The sequence below is a fragment of the Geobacillus subterraneus genome, assembly GCF_001618685.1.
GTDB classification, from domain to species: Bacteria; Bacillota; Bacilli; order Bacillales; family Anoxybacillaceae; genus Geobacillus; species Geobacillus subterraneus.
Genome location: NZ_CP014342.1, coordinates 849,520 through 869,526, shown reverse-complemented (window position 1 = coordinate 869,526; position 20,007 = coordinate 849,520). Strand labels below are relative to the sequence as shown.

The 20,007-nt window shown below is 53.4% G+C and carries 21 protein-coding genes; 3 read left to right on the top strand and 18 right to left on the bottom strand.

Annotated features, from left to right (window positions below):
* Positions 1-13: 13 nt before the first annotated feature.
* Positions 14-2,077: a sigma 54-interacting transcriptional regulator gene (locus tag GS3922_RS04240; protein ID WP_063165330.1), complete on the bottom strand. Its 2,064-nt coding sequence runs from the start codon at positions 2,075-2,077 to the stop codon at positions 14-16.
* Between the two features lie 139 nt (positions 2,078-2,216).
* Here GS3922_RS04240 and GS3922_RS04235 point away from each other — a divergent pair, with 139 nt between their 5' ends.
* Positions 2,217-2,465 (top strand): DUF2627 domain-containing protein, encoded by a 249-nt coding sequence (locus GS3922_RS04235; RefSeq protein ID WP_063165329.1) that lies wholly within the window; start codon positions 2,217-2,219, stop codon positions 2,463-2,465.
* An 11-nt stretch (positions 2,466-2,476) separates the two neighbouring features.
* On the opposite strand, the gene GS3922_RS04230 is transcribed toward GS3922_RS04235, so the two are convergent.
* The gene (locus GS3922_RS04230) at positions 2,477-3,205 is read right to left on the bottom strand and encodes a glycerophosphodiester phosphodiesterase (protein ID WP_063165328.1); all 729 of its coding nucleotides are present in this window, start codon (positions 3,203-3,205) and stop codon (positions 2,477-2,479) included.
* A gap of 108 nt (positions 3,206-3,313) precedes the next feature.
* Here GS3922_RS04230 and GS3922_RS17045 point away from each other — a divergent pair, with 108 nt between their 5' ends.
* Positions 3,314-3,466 carry a YycC family protein gene (locus GS3922_RS17045; RefSeq protein ID WP_081432649.1) on the top strand — a complete coding sequence of 51 codons (153 nt, stop codon included), beginning with the start codon at positions 3,314-3,316 and terminating at the stop codon, positions 3,464-3,466.
* A 293-nt stretch (positions 3,467-3,759) separates the two neighbouring features.
* Complete coding sequence (locus GS3922_RS04225; protein WP_063165327.1) at positions 3,760-4,179, top strand: hypothetical protein; 420 nt, start codon at positions 3,760-3,762, stop codon at positions 4,177-4,179.
* Between the two features lie 131 nt (positions 4,180-4,310).
* On the opposite strand, the gene spo0A is transcribed toward GS3922_RS04225, so the two are convergent.
* The 16 genes from spo0A to spoIIIAG all read right to left on the bottom strand — a co-directional run bounded on the left by spo0A (position 4,311) and on the right by spoIIIAG (position 20,002).
* Positions 4,311-5,129: a sporulation transcription factor Spo0A gene (gene spo0A / locus GS3922_RS04220; protein ID WP_063167306.1), complete on the bottom strand. Its 819-nt coding sequence runs from the start codon at positions 5,127-5,129 to the stop codon at positions 4,311-4,313.
* Positions 5,130-5,380: 251 nt separating this feature from the next.
* Positions 5,381-6,676: a SpoIVB peptidase gene (gene spoIVB, locus GS3922_RS04215; protein ID WP_063165326.1), complete on the bottom strand. Its 1,296-nt coding sequence runs from the start codon at positions 6,674-6,676 to the stop codon at positions 5,381-5,383.
* Between the two features lie 222 nt (positions 6,677-6,898).
* Positions 6,899-8,620 (bottom strand): DNA repair protein RecN, encoded by a 1,722-nt coding sequence (recN, locus tag GS3922_RS04210; RefSeq protein ID WP_063165325.1) that lies wholly within the window; start codon positions 8,618-8,620, stop codon positions 6,899-6,901.
* Between the two features lie 142 nt (positions 8,621-8,762).
* On the bottom strand, positions 8,763-9,212 hold the full coding sequence (gene ahrC / locus GS3922_RS04205; RefSeq protein ID WP_020960521.1) for a transcriptional regulator AhrC/ArgR: 450 nt from the start codon (positions 9,210-9,212) through the stop codon (positions 8,763-8,765).
* A gap of 83 nt (positions 9,213-9,295) precedes the next feature.
* Positions 9,296-10,144, bottom strand: a complete 849-nt coding sequence (locus GS3922_RS04200; protein ID WP_063165324.1) for a TlyA family RNA methyltransferase — start codon at positions 10,142-10,144, stop codon at positions 9,296-9,298.
* A 5-nt stretch (positions 10,145-10,149) separates the two neighbouring features.
* A complete protein-coding gene (dxs, locus tag GS3922_RS04195; protein ID WP_063165323.1) occupies positions 10,150-12,042 on the bottom strand; it encodes a 1-deoxy-D-xylulose-5-phosphate synthase in 1,893 nt (630 codons plus the stop codon).
* A 266-nt stretch (positions 12,043-12,308) separates the two neighbouring features.
* Positions 12,309-13,202 (bottom strand): polyprenyl synthetase family protein, encoded by an 894-nt coding sequence (locus GS3922_RS04190; protein ID WP_063165322.1) that lies wholly within the window; start codon positions 13,200-13,202, stop codon positions 12,309-12,311.
* 3 nt (positions 13,203-13,205) lie between these two features.
* Positions 13,206-13,436: an exodeoxyribonuclease VII small subunit gene (locus GS3922_RS04185; protein ID WP_063165321.1), complete on the bottom strand. Its 231-nt coding sequence runs from the start codon at positions 13,434-13,436 to the stop codon at positions 13,206-13,208.
* Positions 13,433-14,779: an exodeoxyribonuclease VII large subunit gene (xseA, locus tag GS3922_RS04180; protein WP_063165320.1), complete on the bottom strand. Its 1,347-nt coding sequence runs from the start codon at positions 14,777-14,779 to the stop codon at positions 13,433-13,435. The genes GS3922_RS04185 and xseA overlap by 4 nt, the downstream gene beginning before the upstream one ends.
* Positions 14,780-14,790: 11 nt before the next feature.
* The gene (gene folD, locus GS3922_RS04175; RefSeq protein WP_063165319.1) at positions 14,791-15,645 is read right to left on the bottom strand and encodes a bifunctional methylenetetrahydrofolate dehydrogenase/methenyltetrahydrofolate cyclohydrolase FolD; all 855 of its coding nucleotides are present in this window, start codon (positions 15,643-15,645) and stop codon (positions 14,791-14,793) included.
* A gap of 90 nt (positions 15,646-15,735) precedes the next feature.
* On the bottom strand, positions 15,736-16,128 hold the full coding sequence (gene nusB / locus GS3922_RS04170; protein WP_063165318.1) for a transcription antitermination factor NusB: 393 nt from the start codon (positions 16,126-16,128) through the stop codon (positions 15,736-15,738).
* 200 nt (positions 16,129-16,328) lie between these two features.
* Positions 16,329-16,733 carry an Asp23/Gls24 family envelope stress response protein gene (locus GS3922_RS04160; RefSeq protein WP_063165316.1) on the bottom strand — a complete coding sequence of 135 codons (405 nt, stop codon included), beginning with the start codon at positions 16,731-16,733 and terminating at the stop codon, positions 16,329-16,331.
* Between the two features lie 10 nt (positions 16,734-16,743).
* Complete coding sequence (accC, locus tag GS3922_RS04155; protein WP_063165315.1) at positions 16,744-18,099, bottom strand: acetyl-CoA carboxylase biotin carboxylase subunit; 1,356 nt, start codon at positions 18,097-18,099, stop codon at positions 16,744-16,746.
* Between the two features lie 15 nt (positions 18,100-18,114).
* Positions 18,115-18,633: an acetyl-CoA carboxylase biotin carboxyl carrier protein gene (accB, locus tag GS3922_RS04150; protein WP_063165314.1), complete on the bottom strand. Its 519-nt coding sequence runs from the start codon at positions 18,631-18,633 to the stop codon at positions 18,115-18,117.
* Between the two features lie 146 nt (positions 18,634-18,779).
* Positions 18,780-19,340, bottom strand: coding sequence for a SpoIIIAH-like family protein (locus GS3922_RS04145; RefSeq protein ID WP_063165313.1), 561 nt, complete (start codon positions 19,338-19,340; stop codon positions 18,780-18,782).
* A gap of 23 nt (positions 19,341-19,363) precedes the next feature.
* Positions 19,364-20,002, bottom strand: coding sequence for a stage III sporulation protein AG (gene spoIIIAG / locus GS3922_RS04140; RefSeq protein WP_063165312.1), 639 nt, complete (start codon positions 20,000-20,002; stop codon positions 19,364-19,366).
* Positions 20,003-20,007: the final 5 nt, after the last annotated feature.

Below are 20,007 nucleotides of genomic sequence, written 5' to 3'. Positions count from 1 at the left end.
CGCTATATGAAAATTACTGCATGCTTTTTTTGTCAAGCCCGTATTTCTCCAATTTATAGTACAAGTTGCGCACTGAAATGCCGAGCGCCCGGGCAGTCGCTGTTTTATTGCCATGATAACGGCGGAGCGCCCGCTCTAACAAACGCGCCTCATACTCCCCGACCATCTCATCAAGCGGGCGGAGCGGCTCCTCCGCTTCAATGCGGAGTGCCGGTGCCGGCGATGGGGTGGCGAGCGGCGGCAAATGCGTAACGTCGATCATCACCTCATGAAATTTCATGAAAATCATCGCCCGTCCGAGCACGTTTTCAAGTTCGCGGACGTTCCCCGGCCAATCATAAGCGAAAAGCCGCGCCATTGCTTCGTTTGTCACCCCTTCGACGTTGCGCCCGTAATCTTGGTTCAGCTTTTGGATCAAATGCCGGCAAAGGGCCGGAATGTCTTCTTTGCGGGCGCGCAGCGGCGGGATGTAAATGGGCATCCGGTTGAGCCGGTAATATAAGTCTTCACGAAACGTGCCGTCGGCAATCGCTTTTTCCAGATTGACATTCGTTGCAGCAATGACGCGGACGTTAATCGGGATCGGTTTCGTTCCGCCGACGCGGACGATCTCCCTCTCTTGCAGGACGCGAAGCAGCTTCGCTTGCGTGCTCGCTGACAGTTCGCCAATTTCGTCAAGGAAAATGCTTCCGTTGTTCGCCTCTTCAAACAACCCGCGCTTGCCACCGCGCCGTGCGCCGGAAAACGCCCCTTCTTCATAACCGAATAGCTCGCTTTCTAATAATGTTTCCGGAATGGCCGCACAGTTGACGCGGATAAACTTGTTATACTTCCGGTCGCTGGCGTTATGAATGGCGTGGGCAAACAGTTCTTTTCCCGTTCCTGATTCGCCGCGCAGCAAAATCGTCGCCGGCGTTTTCGCCGCTAGTTTCGCTTGCTCAATCGCAACTTTCATCTCTTCCGATTCACCGATAATATCGGCAAACGAATATTTCGCCTCGAGCGTGCGAATAATTTGCCGCGCCCGGTTGAGCTCCGCCGTCAGCCGTTGGATTTCCGACACGTCGTGAATGACGCCGACGCTCCCTTTTAATACACCGTCCACAATGATCGGAGCGACATTGACGATGACATCGCGGTTTTTCGGGCCGACTTTCATGCGCGCGCCGCGCACCGGGCGGCGCGTTTTCAACACTTGCATATGCATGCTTTCCCCCTCGGCGATGTCGGCGGTCGCCGGCTTGCCGATCACCTCCTCTTTCGTCAGACCGGTGAGACGGGTATACGCCGGGTTGATCAAAATGCCGTTCCCGTTTTCATCCACGACCGAGATCGCTTCTTCTGATGAGTAGATAATTGCTTCAAGCATCATGCGCACTTCTTTTAAGTCCGTAATTTCTTCCGCCAAATCGACAAGTTCGGTGATATCTTTAAATACCGCAAGCGCTCCGAACAACTGGCCGCTCTCGTCGATGATCGGGATGCGGGTGGTAATCAACTTTTTCCCATTCGCCAACTCCACTTCTTGGTGAAACTCTGTCTGCCTCGTTTTCAGCACGCGCGGCAAGCCGCTCGATGGCAAGACGGCTAAAATATGCTCGCCGATGACTTTGTCCTTGTCCACCTCGAGCAGCTCTGCGGCGCTTTCATTCATATCGGTAATGTAAGCATATTCATCAACGACAATCATGCCATCGTGGGACGAGTGAAAAATGAGCGCGCGCCGAGCCGCCTCGCTTTTCAGTTCCGCGATCAACGCTTCTTTCTCTTCTACAAGCTCAGCCATCATTCTCGCGACCGCACTCGGGACGATGTTTGCCCCTTTAGGCGCCAGCTGGCGGATCTCTTTAAGGACGTCCGCCTTGCCGGTCGTTTCGATAATCAAATCAAGCGGTTTGTCCATCCATGGGCGCCAGTCGTTGGCAGCAGCGATGCCCCATTTTCGCGCCAGCTGCAGACCTGGGGCGTCGTCATCGACATCAATGACTGCCATGACGGCAAACCCCGACGCCTCGTGAAGCAGTTTGAGCAGCAACGTCCCCCGCGCATCGGCGCCGATTATGATCACTTTTTTCATTATGGTTCACCACGCTTTGTTTCATGCCAAATTTTGCAGGCATTTTTATCATACTCGTTTTTTCCTTCCTTGACAAATGGCCGATAACCGCTATGATAGTCGATGAAGTCACTTCTTTTTGGAAAGGAACGCGATCGCGATGGGACGAATGATTGCGCTGTTCATTTTAGTCGTTCCCGGCTTGGCGGCAGCGCTCGGCATTAAATGGATGCGCGATGCGCTATTTGGCGTGATGGATCCGCCGTTTGCCGCCTTATGGCTGCAATTTCTCGGCGGGCTCGCACTGTTTGTTGCCGGTCTGGCGTTTATCGGCGGATTTTTGTTGCACCGCGACCGGAAACGAAACAAAGTGCAGGCGCGCTTTCAACGCAAACGAAAAACGCCTTAACGGTCAATTCGTTAAGGCGTTTTTTCTTTCCATTCCTTTGCCCGGCGAGGATGGTCGGTAAAAATGGCATCAACCCCGTAGGCAAACATTGTTTTCATCGCTTCCGGCTTATTGATCGTAAACGGCCGAACAGCCAGCCCGCGACGTTGCGCATTCGCAACAAATGTAGCCGTCACTGTCCGATAGTACGGATGCAACCCGTCTGCTTTCATCACCTTGACATACGTCCACGGGTCGTGGAGCGGCTCCATATAGAGAAGCGCCGTTTCGATCTCCGGGGCAACCGTTCGGCAGAAACGCATGCTGTTATGGTTGAACGACGAAAAAATTGTCCGTTTCTCAAGCCCATAGCGGCGAACAAGGGCGATCGTTTTTTGTTCGAGCATTTCATAGGGAATGCGGTTATTTTTCAACTCAATGTTAATGAAAAGCTTTGTCGGTTCGAGCCAAGCGAGCACTTCTTCCAAATGAGGAATTGGGCAATGTCCGTATCGGCCTCCCCATTTCGCCGCTGCGTTCAACTTGCGCAAATCGCGGTACGTCATGTCATGCACCCAGCCACTTCCGTCGGTCGTCCGATCGACTGTCTCGTCATGAATAACGACGATTTCACCGTCTTTGGTGAGCTGTACATCCAATTCAATGCCGTCAGCCCCTACTCTTTCCGCTTCGCGAAACGCCACCATCGTGTTTTCCGGGTGAGTTCCGGCCGCGCCACGATGGGCAAAAATCAGTGTCATTCGTCTTCTCCCTTTCGTGTATAATGACCGTTCGGCCAACAGGACTAGCCGACGCCGACGATCATTCGTTATACTAAAACTAATGTATGATGAAATGAGGTGAACATGATGCAACCGCTGAAAATTTCATTGGAAACGGCGCAAAAACTAGCTAAAGCGCTCGGAATCCCGATTGAACGGGTGATGCATATGCCCCCGCACATTTTGATGCAAAAACTGCTCGAACTCGAGAAAAAGGAAAAAGAACATGACCCATCCTAACCATTTGGCATCCCAATGTGAAAAACTCGAGTGCCATCACCGTTGTGTTTAAACTTTTCCACTCTTTTCCGATGAGCAGCGTGATGGAACAGTTATGCTCTTTACTGTAGATGAGCAAATTAGCTAACATAAATTTACAACCAAACAAAAAAGGAGACATGAACCCGACTCCTTGAGTAAAGTAGATGTGCTCAAAACCCATTCACCCAAGGACATGGAGATTATTGTAATGAAAAATGCTCATCTACAGCTCTTTACATATTTGGGGAATATAAACCATGGGGTGATGATAGATGAAAAAACATCTTCTCATGGTTTATTTTTTGATATTGTCGTTTGTTTCAATCTTGTTCTATGCCTATCCGACGCACTCCTATGCAGGCGAACAGTGTCCCAATGCTTCGGAACTCGCGCCCGTTTCTTCGGCAGACAAACCGGAACTTCTTCACGCATTAAAAACGATAATCCCTTCGCTTTATCCGGGGAAAGAGTACAGTGAATGGGAAGTGGAAAAAGCGCTGATGCTCGCTGAATCAAAAACCCCTTATGTTCAAATGGCCGAATCGTTATGCGGCAAACCAATCGCCCAACATTCATGGGTCGTCAAACTCCGTTTCCCTAAATTGCTGCCTAGTGCAAGTTTGTCGGAAGGAGTCATCTTTGTAGCCAAACATCAAGAAAAGGGCTGGATCGCTTGGTATAAATACAAATAAGAGAAGGCAAAACGAAACGCCTTTGGCACACTAGGCGAATCGCCGGCCTTGAACCGCATTGTGCATCATCAACAGGAAAAGGTGTCCCATCCATGGGACACCTGACGTCATGCCATGATTTTCTCTCATCGTTACGACGCCTTATGTTCCAATCTTAGCTTGTCGGCTACCATCGCGATAAATTCGGAATTCGTCGGCTTCGCTTTCGAGACGCTGACCGTGTAGCCGAACAGCGAGGAAATCGATTCAAGGTTGCCTCGGCTCCAGGCGACTTCAATCGCATGACGGATGGCCCGCTCGACGCGGCTGGCGGTCGTGTTGTATTTTTTAGCGATATCAGGATACAGCACTTTTGTGATCGAACCGAGCAATTCGATGTCGTGATATACCATGGCGATCGCCTCGCGCAAATACAAATACCCTTTAATATGCGCCGGGACGCCGATTTCATGAATAATGCTCGTGATGCTTGCATCCAAGTTTTTCGGCTTATTGTCGCGCGTCTGGTACGCCGGAGCGACTTTTCTGGCGATCGGCGCAGTTTTTCCGTAAATTTGCCGAATATGATGGACTAAATTTTCCATGTCAAACGGTTTTAAAATGAAATAGGAGGCGCCGAGTTCGACCGCCTTTTTCGTCACATCTTCCTGACCGAACGCCGTCAGCATAATGACGTTCGGCTGGTGCTCAAAGCCGGTGCGGACTTTCTCAAGCACGGCCAACCCGTCCAAATGCGGCATAATGATATCCAAAAGCAAAATGTCCGGCTCCTTCTCTTCAAGCATGTGCAAGCAGTCTTGCCCGTTATATGCCGTGCCGATCACTTCCATGTCCGGCTGGCTCGAAATATATTCATCAAGCAATGTCACCAATTCGCGGTTATCATCGGCAATGCACACTTTAATGCTCAAAATGATCGTCCTCCCCCACTTTTTCTTGCTATGTAGCATTCCGTTAACGTACATTCGACAGCAGTGGCAAAAAATCCTTTTATTTTTCACAAGTTAGCGAAAAATAAAAATTATAACAAAAATCGTGTTCGTTAGACAATATTCGCTTTCAAAAAATGTGTGTTTGTCGAAAAATCTTTACATGTTCCATTTTAACGGATGTTTCACCAAATATCTATGCCAAACCGGCAAAAATTTTGCCGCCTTTTTTGAAAAAAATTTGCCGGCAGCCAAAAAGCGAGCTGACCGAATCAGCTCGCTTTCTTTTGTTTGCCATATAAGTCGATTCCTGCTTCTTGCAGCATCCACTCGATATGGACGCCATAGCCGGACGTCGGATCGTTGACGAAAACATGCGTCACCGCGCCAACAAGCTTTCCGTCTTGAACGATTGGGCTGCCGCTCATCCCTTGGACAATGCCGCCCGTTTTCTTCAGCAGGCGCGGGTCGGTAACGCGAATGACGAGCCCTTTTGTCGCTGGGAACTTTTGCGGAATGGTGCTGACAATTTCCACATCAAATTGCTCGACTTTGTCGTTTTCCACCACCGTCAGCATTTTCGCCGGCCCCTCTTTCACCTGGCTCGCCAAAGCGACCGGAATCGGCTTCGTAATCGGGCCGTCTAGGAGCGGTTTTGTCAGCTTGCCGAAAATGCCAAACGGGCTGTTATTTGTAATGGTGCCGATCACTTCCTCGCCGTCGGAAAAGCGGGCCAGTTTTTCGCCCGGATTGCCGCTCGTCCCCTTTTCAATCGACGTGACGGTCGAACGCATAATTTGCCCGTTTTGGACGACAATCGGCTTTTTTGTATCCATATCAGAAATGACGTGGCCGAGCGCACCGTATTTTTTCGACTTCGGGTCATAAAAAGTCATCGTCCCGATGCCAGCGGCGGAATCGCGGATGTATAAGCCAATGCGGTACACATCGTCATGCTTGTCTTTCAGCGGAATGAGCTTCGTCGTCATGGAGCGCTGGTCGCGCAAAATTTGCAGATGAAGCGGTTTTCCTGTTTTGCCAGCTTCCTCAATGAAAGGGGAAAGATCGCTCATATTTTCAATTTTTTGGCCGTTAATGCCGATAATGATATCGCCGACTTGGATGCCGGCCGCTTCCCCCGGCGATTTTTTGCCATTGTCTGTTTCCACGAGATGGTAACCAACGACGAGAACGCCCACCGTGTTGAGCTTCACGCCGATCGATTGACCGCCGGGAATGACTTTCAGCGTCGGCAATACTTTGACATCCACTTGCTTAATCGGCATTCCCGCAACCTGCAGCACCATTGTTTTATGTCCATGCTCTTTCGCCTTCACAGACAGTGAACCGTTTTTTCGCTCAACTTGGAGCATTTCGGGAGCGTTTCGGTCATTAGCGGCCGCTTGCACCGGAAGGGAGGCGGCTTCAAACTTGACCGCGTCGCCCTCAAACAATACAAGCTGCTTTGGAATTTGCCAATATTCCTTCATCGGCTTAGAAACACCGATCGCCATCAATATGCCAAGGAGAAGCACTCCTGCGATTTTTCGCGCCGTTTCTTTATTCAATGTCGTTCACTCTCCTCGCTCCCGCCTACACCATGCAAAAACGGTTACAGTTTTAATTTTGCCTGAACAGGGGAAAATATAATCGCGGCACTTATAAAAAAAGCTGCCCGGAATGGATAGCCTTGCATCCGGGCAGCACAGGAAACGCCTGCCGTCGGATCAGACGGCCTGGCGGGGGAAACGCCCATCGTCAGGTGGAGCGGCATCGCGTTGAACGAACTGTTATTGTTTCATTTTGGCCGCCAGTTCCAACAGCTCTTTGGCGTGCTGTTTTGTCAGCTCCGTCATTTCGACGCCGGAAATCATCCGTCCGATTTCTTTCACCTTCTCTTCCTCATCCAACTTTTTCACCACTGTCTTCGTCCGCGTTCCGTCCGTTTCTTTGGCGATCAATAAATGGGTGTCCGCCATAGCGGCCACTTGCGGCAGATGAGAAATGCAAAGCACTTGTGAACCGCTGGCAATGCGGTAAATTTTTTCGGCGATCGCTTGGGCGACGCGGCCGCTGACGCCCGTATCCACCTCGTCGAAAATAATCGACGTCACCCCTTGGTGTTTGGAAAAAATCGTTTTCAACGCCAGCATGATCCGTGACAATTCACCGCCCGAAGCCACTTTCGCGAGCGGCTTCAACGGCTCACCGACGTTCGTCGAAATGTAAAACTCGACGACGTCGATGCCATCTTCGTGAAACTTGACTGGCACGCCGTCGACTAACGGGGCATCGAGCGGTCCTTCACGCTTCGCAAAAATGATGTCGAACTGCGTTTTCTCCATGTACAAATCTTTCAACTCTTGGTGAATGCGCTCGATCAGCTCCCGAGCGTACGTCTGCCGGACGTTGGTTACGCGTTTCGCCTCAATCAGCAAATCGCCCGTCACCGCCGCAAGCTGCCGCTCAAGTTCATGCACATGCGTCTCGCGGTTTTCAATCGTCTCGATTTCCTCAGCAATCGCCTCAGCATATTGCAAAATATCAGCGATCGTTGCACCGTATTTCCGTTTTAACTGCTGAATTTCGGCGAGGCGGCTTTCGATGGCGTCAAGCCGCGCCGGGTCGTATTCAAGTTCCTCGAGCTGGTCGCGCAGCTTGTACATCACTTCTTCAAGCAAGTAGTAGCTGTTGGCGACTGTTTCGTGCGCTTCCTTCAGCGCAGCATCCATCGCAGCGACATCATCGAGGTGGCTCATCGCCTCTCGAATCGAGTCAAGGCCGCGCCCTTCGCCGGCAAGCGCCCCATAGCTTTTCTGGATGGCTTCATATATCTTTTGAAAATTGACAATGCGTACTTTTTCTTCCATCAGCCGCTCGTCTTCTCCCGGCTCGAGTGCCGCCTGTTCGATTTCGCGCAACTGAAATGTCAATAGATCGAGCCGATGCGCCATTTGCTGCTCATTTTCACTCAGCTTTTTCAACTTTTTCGCCAGCGCTTCATGCTGTTCATACACAGCGCGGTAGCGTGCGAGCGCTTCAGCCGCCTCCGCGCCGCCGAATTCATCAAGAAGCGGCAAGTGGCGGGACGGATCCATCAGCTCTTGATGTTCATGCTGGCCGTGAATATCGACAAGCGTCGCTCCAATTTCGCGCAGTACGGCGGTCGTCACCAGCTTGCCGTTAATGCGGCAGACGCTTTTGCCGTTAGCCAAAATGTCGCGGCGCAAAACGACCATCCCTTCGCTCGCATCGATGCCGACCTCGGCGCATTTTTGGCAACATGGATGACGCTCATCGTCAAGCAAAAACAGCCCTTCGATTTCCGCCTTTTCCGCGCCGAAACGGACAAATTCGGCGGAACCGCGCCCGCCGATCAACAGATGAATCGCGTCGATGATGATCGATTTGCCCGCCCCTGTTTCGCCGGTTAACACTGTCAGCCCTTTGTCAAAGGACAACGATAACGATTCAATAATCGCGAAATTTTTAATCGACAGCTCGGCGAGCATTCCATCACCCCTTGAACGTTCGAATGGCGCATGCCTTGTCCATCGCAATCTTTATTATAGCACATACGTTCGAATTGACAACTAAGGACCGTTCCCGTTTTCCCTCTCCCTAGCACGGGCGGAACGTCGGGCCGGTCCTCGGTTAGAGCATGGACAGCAGCTGGTTGGACACTTTTTTTGCGTCTTTCGGCGTTCGGCAAATAATCAGGCACGTATCATCGCCGCAAATCGTGCCGACGATTTCGTTCCAATCCAAATTGTCGAGCAAAACACCGATGGCGTGGGCGTTGCCCGGCAACGTCCGCAGCACGAGCAAGTTGCCGGTTCCGTCCAACTTAATGAACACGTCGACAAGCGCCCGCTTCAGCTTCTGCAGCGGATTGAAGCGCTGGTCGGACGGAAGGCTGTATTTGTAGCGGCCGTTGGCCATCGGCACTTTGACGAGCTGCATCTCTTTAATGTCGCGTGAGACGGTCGCTTGGGTAACGTTAAAGCCGGCTTCTTTCAGCCGGTCGACGAGCTCGTCTTGCGTTTCGATGTCGTTGTTCATAATGATTTCGCGAATTTTAATATGCCTTTGTCCTTTGTTCAAATCGGGCCACCTCCTCGCTTTCAAAGATGCCGGTTTTCTGGCCGTTCCGGCCTGTGGGGTTCCGTCCGTTTCCGCGGAAGATATTATTCAGCATCTGGTTCCCGTTCCCCATTCCGCAAGCGATCGTGCGCCTCGTTCACGATGCGCGCGATCGGCGCTGAAAGACGGTTTTCGCCTTCCCGATCTCCCCCGGGATAGACGGCATGAAGCAAAAACTCAATGTTGCCGTCGCCGCCGGTGATCGGCGAATAAGATAAATGGAGGACATCGAACCCTTCGGCGCAGGCGAATTGAATGATCGACTCAAGCACTTCCCGGTGGACGTCCGGATCGCGGACGATCCCTTTTTTGCCGACGTTTTCCTTGCCGGCTTCAAACTGTGGCTTGACAAGGGCAATCACATCGCCGCCCGGCACGATCACCGTCTTGACGACAGGCAAAATGAGCCGAAGCGAAATGAACGACACGTCAATGACCGCCACTTCCGGCAGCCCCTTCGCGAACAAATCCGGCGTCACGTAACGGAAGTTTGTCCGCTCCATCACCACAACACGCTCGTCTTGGCGCAGCTTCCAAGCGAGCTGGTTGTAGCCGACGTCAACGGCGTACGACAGCCTCGCCCCGTGCTGCAGCGCGCAGTCCGTAAATCCGCCAGTCGACGCGCCGATATCAAGCACAATTTTATCTTTGACGCTAATGTGAAACTCGCGCAGCGCTTTTTCCAGTTTCAAACCGCCGCGGCTGACATATGGAAGCGGGTTGCCTTTCACTTGAAGCGGGATATCAGCCGGCACTTTTTCCCCGGGCTTCTCGAGCCGGACATCGTTGGAATAGACGAGTCCGGCCATGATTGCCCGCTTCGCCTTCTCCCGCGTTTCCGCCAACCCGCGTTCGACAAGCAGCACATCGAGCCGTTCTTTCTTTCCTTTCATCTGTCTCAAGCCCTTTTCTGTTTTCTTGGCATGATCGTTTTAATGCGGTCAGCGACATGGGCGGCCGTCAGCCCGATTTCGCGCAGCAGCTCGCTGACGCTTCCGTGCTCGATAAAGCGGTCCGGAATGCCCATCCGTTCAATGACCGCCTGGTGGTAGCCATGGTCATGGGCAAATTCAAGCACGGCGCTGCCGAAACCGCCTTGCAATACCGCCTCTTCGATTGTTAAGATCGGAAGACGGCTCGCGAGCAGTTCGTGAAGCATCGCTTCATCCATCGGCTTCAGAAAACGGGCGTTGACGACTTTCACCGACACGCCGTCTCTCGCCAGCTGTTCAGCCGCCTCAAGCGCCATCGAAATCGTCGTCCCAAACGTCAAAATCACTGCATCGCTGCCGTCGCGCAGCACTTCCCATGTGCCGATCGAAATTTCTTTTAGCTCCTCGTCAAGCGGAACGCCAAGCCCGTTGCCGCGCGGGAAACGCATGGCGATCGGCCCGCCGTCATAGCGGATGGCCGTGTATACCATATGCTGGCCTTCGTTTTCGTCCTTCGGCATCATCAAAACAAGGTTCGGCACATGACGCAAAAAGGCGATGTCAAACACCCCTTGATGCGTTTCGCCGTCAGCACCGACAAGTCCGGCGCGGTCGATGGCGAAAAAGACGTTTAAGTTTTGCCGGCATACGTCATGGACGACTTGGTCATAGGCGCGCTGCAAAAACGTCGAGTAAATGGCCAAAAACGGTTTCATTCCTTGCGTTGCCAGCCCGGCCGCGAGCGTCGTCGCATGCTGTTCGGCGATGCCGACATCAAACATCCGATCCGGAAATTCGCTTGCAAACCCTTCCAGCTTCGAGCCGACGGGCATCGCCGGTGTAATGGCGACAATGCGCGGGTCGGTGCGGGCGAGCCGGCGAACGGTTTCACTGACTAACGCGCTCCATGACGGTCCTGCTTCTTTCGTTTTGACAAAGGTTCCGGTTTCGATTTTGTATGGCCCTGTGCCGTGCCACGTGCCGACTTTGTCGTTCTCCGCCGGGCTGTAGCCTTTTCCTTTTTTCGTAATCACGTGCACAAGAACCGGGCCTTTCATCTTCTTCGCGTAGCGCAAGTTTTCGAATAAATCATCAAAATCATGGCCGTCAACCGGGCCTAAATACGTAAACCCGAGCTCTTCAAAAAACACCCCGGAAACGAGCAAATACTTTAAGCTGTCCTTCAGCCGCTCAGCCGTTGCCGCCAGCTTGCCGCCGACCGCCGGAATGCGTTTGAGCAGCAGCTCGAGCTCGTCTTTCACCCATTGGTATTTGCCGGCGGTGCGCAGACGGCCGAGAATGTTGTGCAACGCCCCCACGTTCGGAGCGATCGACATTTCATTATCGTTTAAGATCACGATCATATCCGTTTTTTCATGGCCGATATGGTTGAGCGCCTCAAGCGCCATCCCGCCAGTTAACGCCCCATCGCCGATGATCGGCACAATGTACTCGTCCGTCCCTTTCAAATCGCGGGCGATCGCCATCCCCATCGCTGCCGACAGCGATGTCGAGCTATGGCCCGTTTCCCAGACGTCATGCTCGCTTTCGCTCCGCTTCGGAAACCCGGACAGCCCTTTATATTGGCGAAGCGTATCAAACTCGGCGGCGCGCCCGGTCAAAATTTTATGCACGTACGACTGATGTCCGACGTCCCAAATGAGCTTGTCTTTCGGGCTATCAAACTCCCGATGGAGGGCGATCGTCAGTTCGACGACCCCTAAATTCGGGCCGATATGTCCGCCCGTTTTCGACAGCTTCTCAATTAAAAATCGCCGAATGTCGGCGCTTAACTGTTTCAACTGGGGAATCGACATCGTTTTTACCACGCGCGGATGTTCAATTTTCGTTAAGTCCAACGAAGATCACTCGCTTTCATTTGGTCGTTCTCCGAGCCGGTTCTCCTATCGTACAGGTAAGTATTATTATACATGATTCATCGCGAAAAATCGACTTTTCCCGCAAAGGAGAGCGTGTGCGCCCGTTTTGTTGAGGATCACAAAGATAAGAGGAAAGGCAAGTACACGAGAAAAGGACGATGGTCTTTGCTCGTTGAACGGAAAACAAAAAAACCGCCCCAGTTCCGAATCGAAACAACTACGGAACGAAGGCGGCCGCCTTCCGGTTAATGGTCGCGGGCAGCGACAAGTTCGCAAATATAGGCGAGCACAGCGTCGTCAACGCCGGCTTGCTGCAAATGGCGCTTCGCCGCATCGATATGGAACGACAGTTTTTCTTTTGCGCCGGCAAGCGACAACAGCGCCGGGTAAGTAGCCTTGTGATGTTCGCGGTCGCTGCCGACCCGCTTGCCGATTTTTTCTTCCGTCCCTTCCACATCGAGAATATCATCACGAATTTGAAAGGCGAGTCCTAAATGGGCGGCAAATTCGTCGAGCTCGCGCCTTTGCCGGGCGTCGGCGCCGCCAAGCAGCGCGCCGGCACGCACGCTATATTGCAGCATTTTCCCGGTTTTGTGACGGTGGATGTATTCCAGTTCGGGGAGCGCCAATGGTTTTCCTTCCCCTTCCATATCGGCCACTTGTCCGGCTACCATGCCTTCTGGGCCGGCCGCTTTCGCCAGCTCTGCAATCAACTGCAGCCGAACGACAAGGGGCACGCGTTCATCATCGATCTCGGCGATCAATTGAAACGCGTACGTCAACAGCCCATCCCCGGCTAAAATGGCGATCGCCTCGCCGAACACTTTATGGTTTGTCGGCTTGCCGCGCCGTAAATCATCATTGTCCATGCTCGGCAAATCATCATGGATAAGCGAATACGTATGGATCATTTCAATAGCGCAAGCCACCGGCAGGCCAAGCGCCGGAGGTTGGCCGAGCGACTGAATCGTTGCCAGCAACAGCAGCGGGCGGATGCGCTTGCCGCCGGCTTCAAGCGAATAGGCCATCGCTTTTTTCAGCGTCTCCGGGCCGTCAAGCTGCGCCACGTAGTGGGACAACGCCGCCTCGACAGCCCGTTTTTGCTCGTTTAAAAACCGTTCCATCTCAAGCTGCTCCACCTGTCATGCCTCCTCTGGCGAAAAAGGGACAAGTTCGCCGTCTTCGCGCAACATATACTCGAGCTGTTTTTCCACATGCTGCAGTTTATCATGGCAAAGCTTCGACAGTTTCATCCCTTCTTGGAAAAAGGCGATTGCCTCTTCAAGCGGTACGTTTCCTTCTTCCAGCTTTTCAACGATCGCTTCCAACTGTTTCATTGCCTCTTCAAACGTCATTTCTTTTTCTTCACTCATGTCGGTTTTTCCTCCACTCCCGTCACTTGACAATCGACTTGTCCGTCTTGAACCCGGATGGACAGGCGCTCGCCAACCTGGAGCTGGCCGACTTGTTTCACAAGCTCTTGCCGCTCATTGTACACCAAGCTGTAGCCGCGCTCCATGATACGGAGCGGACTGAGCGCCTCAAGCCGCGCGATATGGGAACGAAAGCGGAACGCATGGCGCTCTAAGGCGGTGCGCATCGCTTTTTCAAGCGCGCCGGCAGCCGCTTTTTGCCGCTCTTTCATCCGCTCGAGCTTCGTCTCCGGGTGATGGCGCCATAGTCTCAGATGCAGCTCGCGCAGCCGCTGGCGCTTTTGATCCACCAGCCGTTCGCGCTGGCGGGCGAGCCGCTCAAGCAGCGCGTCGAGCTGCTGTTCTTTTTGTTCATACAGCCGCTTCGGATAGCGGAATGCGTACGACGCCTGCAGCCGGGCGAGCCGCTCTTGGCTGGCGGCAAGCCGCTCCTTCATGGCGCGGATGAGCCGCCATTTCCGCTCGGCAAGCCGCTCAGCCAGCTCCCCGATGTGGGGCACCGCCAGCTCGGCCGCCGCGGTCGGCGTCGGCGCCCGCAAATCCGCGACAAAATCGGCGATCGTAAAATCGGTCTCATGGCCGACGGCGGAAATGACCGGCACGCGGGAGGCAAAAATCGCACGGGCAACAATTTCCTCGTTAAACGCCCACAATTCTTCAATCGAACCGCCGCCGCGGCCGACAATGAGCACATCAACTTCCGTAAAAGCGTTCGCCCGCTCAATGGCGCGCACGATCGACGGCGCTGCCCCTTCCCCTTGCACGAGCGCCGGGAATAAAATGACTTTGGCGAGCGGGTAGCGGCGGCGAATCGTCGTCATAATATCGCGCACCGCCGCCCCGGTCGGCGACGTGACGACGCCGACGCAGCGCGGAAACGCCGGCAGCGGCTTTTTGTAAGCCGGCGAAAACAGCCCTTCCGCTTCAAGCCGCTGCTTCAGCTGTTCGTACGCCAAATATAGGCGGCCGACGCCTTCCGGCTGCATTTCTTTCACATACAGTTGATAGTTGCCGTTCGGTTCATAGACGGAAATTTCCCCGCGTACGAGCACATTCATCCCGTCTTCGGGGCGGAACGGCAAATGCTGGTTGTAGCCGGCGAACATGACAGCTTGAATGCGCGCCTGGCTGTCTTTTAACGTAAAATACATATGGCCGCGCGAATGCTGCTTGAAGTTTGAAATCTCGCCCTTTATCCATAAATCGCGCAAATGTGGGTCGACGTCAAATTTGCGCTTAATGTATTTGGTCAGCGCCCCGACGGTCACATATTTTACTTCCACGAAAACCTCCCTCACTTCGCGACGAGCTGCCGAGCCGCTTCCATCGTATTGTGCAGCAGCATCGTAATCGTCATCGGCCCGACCCCTCCCGGCACCGGCGTGATGTAGCCGACCGCTTCTTTTACGGCCTCAAAATCGACATCGCCGCACAATTTGCCGCTCTCAAGCCGGTTGACGCCGACATCAATGACGGCCGCTCCCGGCTTGACGTGCTCCGGACCGATGAGGCGCGCCTTGCCGACGGCGACGATTAAAATGTCGGCTTGCCGGGTGATGGCGGCCAAATCGGGCGTTTTCGAGTGGGCGTAGGTGACGGTCGCATGCTCACGCAAAAACAGCTGACCGACCGGCTTGCCGACGATGTTGCTGCGGCCGACGACAACAACGTGCTTTCCGGCGATGTCGATGCCAGCGGACTTAACCATCACCAGCACGCCGTGCGGGGTGCACGGGAGGAACGCCGGCTGGCCGATCATCATTTTTCCGACGTTGATCGGGTGAAACCCGTCGACATCTTTTTCTGGGGCGATCGTTTCAATCACCGACCATTCGCGAATATGATTAGGCAGCGGCAGCTGCACTAAAATGCCGTGCACTGTCGGATCGGCGTTCAGCTCGCGGATTTTAGCGAGCAGCTCTTCCTCGCTGACCGTAGCCGGAAACGTGTAAAGGAGGGAACGAATGCCGACTTCGGCGCACGCTTTTTGTTTTCCTTTCACATATGAGTGCGACGCAGGGTCGTCGCCGACAAGGATGACGGCCAGCCCCGGCTCGATGCCGTTTGCCTTTAACGTTGCTGCTTCATTCGCTAATTCAGCGCGGATCGTTTTTGCCAATTCCGTTCCGCTAATGATTTGTGCTGTCATTGTGTCTTGCTCCCCTCTCCTCGTTCATCGGTCGATACGAATTCGCCCGGGCCTAGGTGAACGTAAGCTTCGTTTCACTGCTTGCCGGCGTTATTTTTGCAACGCCGCTTTCACTTTTGAAAGCACACCGTTGACAAAGCTCCCGGATTTCCAATCGCCGAATTTTTTCGCCAGCTCAACCGCCTCATCGATACTGACGCTCACTGGCACCTCATCGATATATTTCATTTCATACGTCGCCATGCGCAAAATGACCCGGTCAACATTAGCGACCCGTTCGAGCGTCCATTTTTCCAAATTTGCGCGCAACAGCTCGTCAATTTCCTCTTGGTGCTCGACGACGCCGAATACGAGCTGGCGCAAAAACGGGTCCACTTCGCCGCTACCTGCCACATTGCCGAGCGCCTCATCAGGAGGAATGTGACCTACATCGATTTGGAATAGCACCTGCAACGCCTTTTCTCGCGCTTCATGCCGCTTCATTACCTTCCCCCTTCCTAAACACGAACATTTATACTGAAATCATATCATATTTTTCGGAAAAAGCCAGCCCTTTCCCACAAATCATTAGCGATGCCGGTTCGCTGCCGCTAGCCATGCCAACGGCCTCGTTCATTACAATAACAAACTTTGGCGAAAAAAACAAAAGGCGGCTGCTTCGAAAGCAGCTGCCTTTTGTTGCGTTACCGTTGCTCCACCGCATCTTGCTCCGGTTTTCCGGTCTCAAACTGGATGCCGACGATGTGGACGTTCACTTCGCTCGTTTCCAAGCCGGTCATGTTCCAAAGCGCTTGGCGCACGTTTTCTTGCACTTTTTTCGCCACGTTCGGAATCGACGCGCCGAATTGGACGAGACAGTAAAGATCAATCGCGACACCGTCGTCGCGCAAGTCGACTTTGACGCCTTTGCCATGATGCTTTTTGCCGAACCGTTCCGCGACACCGGCGGCGAAATTGCCGCGCATTTGCGCGATGCCGTCGACTTCGCTCGCCGCGATGCCGGCGATCACTTCAATCACCTCCGGCGCGATTTCGACTTTGCCAAGGCCCGCATACTCTTGGCCGGGGTCAAACACATGCTCAGACATAGGGCACCTCCTATTCCGCCTTCATAATATCATATAACTCCAAAAACTTCGTATTAAACTCACCGCTTTGAAATTTCTCATGTTCCATTAATTTTATGTGAAACGGGATCGTCGTATGAATGCCTTCGATGACAAACTCGCCGAGCGCCCGTCTCATGCGAGCGATCGCTTCTTCGCGCGTCGGCGCGTGGACGATCAATTTGGCGATCATCGAGTCGTAATACGGCGGAATCGTGTAGCCCGGGTAGGCAGCCGAATCGACGCGCACACCCGGTCCGCCCGGCGGCAAGTACATGGCGATTTTCCCCGGCGATGGCATGAAGTTTTTCGCCGGATTTTCTGCGTTGATGCGGCATTCGATCGCCCAGCCGTTAAAGGCGACGTCCTCTTGGGTGAGCGACAGCTTTTCGCCGGACGCGATGCGGATTTGCTCTTTCACTAAATCGACGCCAGTAATCAACTCGGTGACTGGATGCTCAACTTGAATGCGCGTATTCATCTCCATGAAATAAAACTCGTTGTTTCGATGGTCGAAAATAAATTCAACCGTACCAGCGCCGGTATAGTTGACCGCTTTCGCCGCCTTGACCGCTGCTTCGCCCATCTTTTGGCGCATCTCGTCATCGAGCGCCGGCGACGGCGCTTCTTCCACAAGTTTTTGCAGCCGGCGCTGAATCGAGCAGTCGCGCTCGCCAAGATGGATCGTATTGCCGTACGAATCGGCCAGCACTTGAATTTCAACATGGCGAAAATCTTCAATATACTTTTCAATATAAACGCCCGGATTGCCGAACGCCGTTGCCGCCTCCTGCTGGGTGATGTTGATGCCTTTGACGAGCTCCTCCTCGTTGCGGGCGACGCGAATTCCTTTCCCGCCGCCGCCGGCCGTCGCTTTAATGATGACCGGGTAGCCGATCTCTGCAGCGATGGCCCGCGCTTCATCGAGGCTTTCGATAATGCCGCGCGATCCGGGCACGATCGGCACGCCGGCTTCGCGCATCGTCTCGCGGGCGATGTCTTTAATGCCCATTTTTGTAATCGCTTCCGGACTCGGGCCGATAAACGTGACATTGCATTCACGGCACAGCTCAGCAAACGCCTCATTCTCGGCCAAAAACCCGTAGCCCGGATGGATGGCGTCGCAGCCGGTCAGCGTGGCCACGCTCATGATGTTCGTGAAATTTAAATAGCTGTCTTTGGAAGCGGTCGGCCCGATGCAGTACGCCTCATCCGCGAGCTGCACGTGCAAGGCGTCGCGGTCGGCTTGCGAAAAAACGGCGACCGTCTCAATGCCGAGCTCGCGGCAAGCGCGGATAATGCGGACGGCAATTTCCCCGCGGTTTGCCACTAACACTTTTTTGATCATTGTCCGTTCTCTCCCTTATTCAGGCTTGACCAAAAATAGCGGCTGGCCGTATTCGACGAGCTGGCCGTTTTGCACGAGCACCTCGACAATTTCGCCATCGACTTCCGCTTCGATTTCGTTAAACAGCTTCATCGCTTCAATAATGCAAACGACGGTGTCTTTTTTCACTTGATCGCCCGGCTTCACATACGGCGGCTTGTCCGGGGCCGGAGCGGCGTAAAACGTGCCGACCATCGGCGATGTAATTTGGTGCAAGTTGCCTTCTGACGCTTGCTTGACTTCCGGAGCGGCCGGTTTTTCCGTTTCCGGCGCCGGCGCTTCCGGAGCGGCTGTTTGGACCGGAGGAGCCGCCGGCATCGGTTCGGCAGCCGCCGGTGCAGCAGGCGCCGCCTGTACGGCTACCGTCGGCGCGGCTACAGCGGCCGCCGCAGCTTTTTTCATATGTACTTTCGTTTCGCCTTGCTCGTATACAAATTCGTCGATCGAGGATTGGTCAACCAACCGAATCAATTCACGGATTTCTTGAATTTTCATCGATCTCACACCTTTCTTCAATTGTCAGGCAACCCGTTTTTAGCGGACGGTAATAAAACGTGCTCATAACGATTATACACACAACCGCAGAACAAACAAAAGATTTTTATACAAAAAAGAAGCTGCTCCCATACAGAGCAGCGCGTTCATCCGGCCGGCTGAAACTCAACGGTCACATATTCGGCGTCCGGAATTTCTTTTTTCACCATATGAATGACTTCGTTTGCCGATTTGGCCGAGCTTTCTTTCGCTCTAATCGTCACGCGCACTTGGTCGTCATCGGCCCGCACGAGCACATCTTCATAGCCGCCTTTTGATTTAATGAGCGTCTCCAACGTCGCTTCTTTTTCAGACAGCGCTTGCAGCTGTTCAATTTTATCCAACGCCTCATTTTTCTCTTCCGCCGTCGCATTCGCCGAGGCGACAATAGCGTTCAGCTCATCGCGCAGCCGGCTTCGTTCATCTTCAATTTTCATGCGCAGCGCCATAAACAAATCATCGCCTGTTTCGCCGGCTGTGGATGGCTTGTCTTTCGCCCCCGCTTCTTCGACGGCGACGCTTGGCTGTTCTTTTGTTTTATCGGTTTTCTCATTGGTGGTAAACGCCGGGCTGTCCCCCATTTCTTTCGGCGCCGTCACGTAATAGACCGACAGCACGACCACCAAACTTAACATCGTCAACAGCCACACGGTTTGTTTTTTCAACATGCCGATCTCCTCCCCTTACCCGGTCATTTTTTCGGCAAGACAGCGACGCGATAGCTTGGGACGTTTAACACGCGCGTCACAGCCTCGACAATCCATTTTTTAATTTGCAAATTGTCTGCCCCTTTGGCGACGACAAGCACGCCGCGGATGTCCGGCTTTTTCGTGGCGACAACAAGCGGCGTTTCTTCGTCGCCGTTGCGAATAATGATCACTTCTTCATTTGTTGACTCGTTTTTAATCGTCCGTTTTCCGCCTTCCTTGTCGCTCTCCTCTGTTGTTTGTTGCTGGGTGGAGCGCTTTTTCTCGAACAATTTGAGCTCTGTTGAATCGAGATTGACGACGACAGTGACGTCATCGACCCCCTCGATCGTTTCGAGCGCAGCTTTCAGTTCTTTTTCGTATCGTTCCTCATAGGCGGCGATCACTTTTTCTTTCGTCTCTTTGCTTGACAAAAACGCCGGCTCGGACGGAGCGTCTGACTGCCCGGCGGAAGGCGCTGCCGGAACATCTTCCTCGCTTTTTGTAAAGTGGCTGACCGCCATCAGCGCAACGCCGGCCAACAACAGTGCGACAACATAGGAAAACGGCATTTTTTTTCGGGCTCCTTCCCCGTCCCCTTCTTTTGACGGCGAAGAAAAGAGCCGTTTCATAAATTGGAGCATCCCCC

Bases quoted from the DNA above. Each gene is read 5' to 3' on its own strand.
- GS3922_RS04185 (WP_063165321.1), bottom strand. From the start codon at position 13,436: ATGAGTGAAGAAAAAGAAATGACGTTTGAAGAGGCAATGAAACAGTTG.
- accC (WP_063165315.1), bottom strand. From the start codon at position 18,099: ATGATCAAAAAAGTGTTAGTGGCAAACCGCGGGGAAATTGCCGTCCGC.
- GS3922_RS04240 (WP_063165330.1), bottom strand. From the start codon at position 2,077: ATGAAAAAAGTGATCATAATCGGCGCCGATGCGCGGGGGACGTTGCTG.
- spo0A (WP_063167306.1), bottom strand. From the start codon at position 5,129: ATGCTACATAGCAAGAAAAAGTGGGGGAGGACGATCATTTTGAGCATT.
- GS3922_RS04160 (WP_063165316.1), bottom strand. From the start codon at position 16,733: ATGTCTGAGCATGTGTTTGACCCCGGCCAAGAGTATGCGGGCCTTGGC.
- folD (WP_063165319.1), bottom strand. From the start codon at position 15,645: ATGACAGCACAAATCATTAGCGGAACGGAATTGGCAAAAACGATCCGC.
- GS3922_RS17045 (WP_081432649.1), top strand. From the start codon at position 3,314: ATGCAACCGCTGAAAATTTCATTGGAAACGGCGCAAAAACTAGCTAAA.
- spoIIIAG (WP_063165312.1), bottom strand. From the start codon at position 20,002: ATGCTCCAATTTATGAAACGGCTCTTTTCTTCGCCGTCAAAAGAAGGG.
- GS3922_RS04235 (WP_063165329.1), top strand. From the start codon at position 2,217: ATGGGACGAATGATTGCGCTGTTCATTTTAGTCGTTCCCGGCTTGGCG.
- GS3922_RS04200 (WP_063165324.1), bottom strand. From the start codon at position 10,144: ATGAAAGGAAAGAAAGAACGGCTCGATGTGCTGCTTGTCGAACGCGGG.
- GS3922_RS04230 (WP_063165328.1), bottom strand. From the start codon at position 3,205: ATGACACTGATTTTTGCCCATCGTGGCGCGGCCGGAACTCACCCGGAA.
- accB (WP_063165314.1), bottom strand. From the start codon at position 18,633: ATGAAAATTCAAGAAATCCGTGAATTGATTCGGTTGGTTGACCAATCC.
- nusB (WP_063165318.1), bottom strand. From the start codon at position 16,128: ATGAAGCGGCATGAAGCGCGAGAAAAGGCGTTGCAGGTGCTATTCCAA.
- recN (WP_063165325.1), bottom strand. From the start codon at position 8,620: ATGCTCGCCGAGCTGTCGATTAAAAATTTCGCGATTATTGAATCGTTA.
- GS3922_RS04225 (WP_063165327.1), top strand. From the start codon at position 3,760: ATGAAAAAACATCTTCTCATGGTTTATTTTTTGATATTGTCGTTTGTT.
- GS3922_RS04145 (WP_063165313.1), bottom strand. From the start codon at position 19,340: ATGTTGAAAAAACAAACCGTGTGGCTGTTGACGATGTTAAGTTTGGTG.